We start from the raw sequence: 1,240 nt of genomic DNA on the forward strand, positions 1-1,240 counted from the left end.
CCAATCATAGCTAAAAACTTTATTGAGCTAGGTTGGGCAACTAAACGCTTGCTGGAGCAACGTAAAATATCGCCGTTTGATGATTACGAAAAAGTTCAATCACAAATTTATAACGAAGTGGAGTGGCATAAAACATGGCTATCTTAGAAAGGTATTACCTATATAGACCAGACGGAACAGAAGAAATCAAAGTAGAAAAGCACCAACCTAATTTAAATATCGTTAAATCACTCACAGGCGCTCATTTTAGCGAAGAGTACAAAGAAATGACTGATAGTGAGCTAAAACATTTTAAGGGCGTGTATGAGCTTCTATACGAAGAAGAACTAGGGTTACAAGCAACGATATTTGATATATAGGAGTGACAACATGAGTAAATACAACGCTAAAAAAGTTGAGTACAAAGGTATCACATTCGATAGCAAAGTCGAATGTGAATACTACCAATATTTAGAAAGCAATATGAACGGCGTTAACTATGACTATATAGAGTTACAACCAAGATATGAGTTGATACCTAAATTTGGTAAACAACGTAAGACTGAATATATCGCAGACTTTGCCCTTTATTCAAATAACAAATTAATTGAAGTTATAGATGTTAAAGGCATGGCTACCGATACAGCTAAGTTGAAAGCAAAGTTATTTAGATATAAATATCCTGACACAAAATTAACGTGGATATGCAAAGCACCTAAATATACAGGTTTAGAGTGGATAACTTATGAAGATTTAAAAGCAGTCAGACGTAAGCGTAAAAGGGAGGCTAAATAATGGCTAGATTAGTCGTTGATTTTGAGATTAAAGGGCAAGCTATTATATCAACAGACAACAAACCAACTGAAAAAGAAATGCAACGCTTGATAGATGTAGCTTATAAAAATGTAGATAGAGACATTCTGAATGAAGCAGATTTCGATAACAAAAAACTATGGATAGAAGAAGCACATTGGAGTTGGTAATTATGCGTAAAAATCCTAGAGCAACCTATGTTTATTTAAATGGGGAGCATATCTCACTTAGAAATGCAGCGAAGAAATATAACGTACCACATACTACTTTGCGTGGTCGATATAACCGAGGATTAAGAGGTCCAGAATTATTATACGGAAAAGGAGTGTTTAGCTATGGTGTAAACGTACGAAAGAAATGAAAAGACATTAACATCTAAACAACTATATTTAATACAGCAAGCTGAACTTAGACATGAAAGAGCATTAAAACGTAAACGTAGAGAAGA

4 protein-coding genes are annotated in these 1,240 nt (G+C 34.3%); all 4 read left to right on the forward strand.

The annotated features are described in order from the left end of the window. The first annotated feature begins 134 nt into the window (after positions 1-134). The 4 genes from CD147_RS04035 to CD147_RS12065 are packed head-to-tail and all read left to right on the forward strand — an operon-like array spanning position 135 to position 1,153. Positions 135-359: a DUF3269 family protein gene (locus tag CD147_RS04035; protein ID WP_103166163.1), complete on the forward strand. Its 225-nt coding sequence runs from the start codon at positions 135-137 to the stop codon at positions 357-359. 10 nt (positions 360-369) lie between these two features. Beyond that, positions 370-774, forward strand: a complete 405-nt coding sequence (locus tag CD147_RS04040; RefSeq protein WP_103166164.1) for a DUF1064 domain-containing protein — start codon at positions 370-372, stop codon at positions 772-774. Beyond that, positions 774-962: a hypothetical protein gene (locus CD147_RS04045; protein ID WP_103166165.1), complete on the forward strand. Its 189-nt coding sequence runs from the start codon at positions 774-776 to the stop codon at positions 960-962. Before CD147_RS04040 ends, CD147_RS04045 begins: the two co-directional genes overlap by 1 nt. A gap of 2 nt (positions 963-964) precedes the next feature. Then, the gene (locus tag CD147_RS12065; protein ID WP_160149155.1) at positions 965-1,153 is read left to right on the forward strand and encodes a helix-turn-helix domain-containing protein; all 189 of its coding nucleotides are present in this window, start codon (positions 965-967) and stop codon (positions 1,151-1,153) included. Positions 1,154-1,240 lie beyond the last annotated feature (87 nt).

Source organism: Staphylococcus devriesei, from assembly GCF_002902625.1.
In the GTDB taxonomy this organism is placed as follows: domain Bacteria; phylum Bacillota; class Bacilli; order Staphylococcales; family Staphylococcaceae; genus Staphylococcus; species Staphylococcus devriesei.

Bases quoted from the DNA above. Each gene is read 5' to 3' on its own strand.
- CD147_RS12065 (WP_160149155.1), top strand. From the start codon at position 965: ATGCGTAAAAATCCTAGAGCAACCTATGTTTATTTAAATGGGGAGCAT.
- CD147_RS04035 (WP_103166163.1), top strand. From the start codon at position 135: ATGGCTATCTTAGAAAGGTATTACCTATATAGACCAGACGGAACAGAA.
- CD147_RS04045 (WP_103166165.1), top strand. From the start codon at position 774: ATGGCTAGATTAGTCGTTGATTTTGAGATTAAAGGGCAAGCTATTATA.
- CD147_RS04040 (WP_103166164.1), top strand. From the start codon at position 370: ATGAGTAAATACAACGCTAAAAAAGTTGAGTACAAAGGTATCACATTC.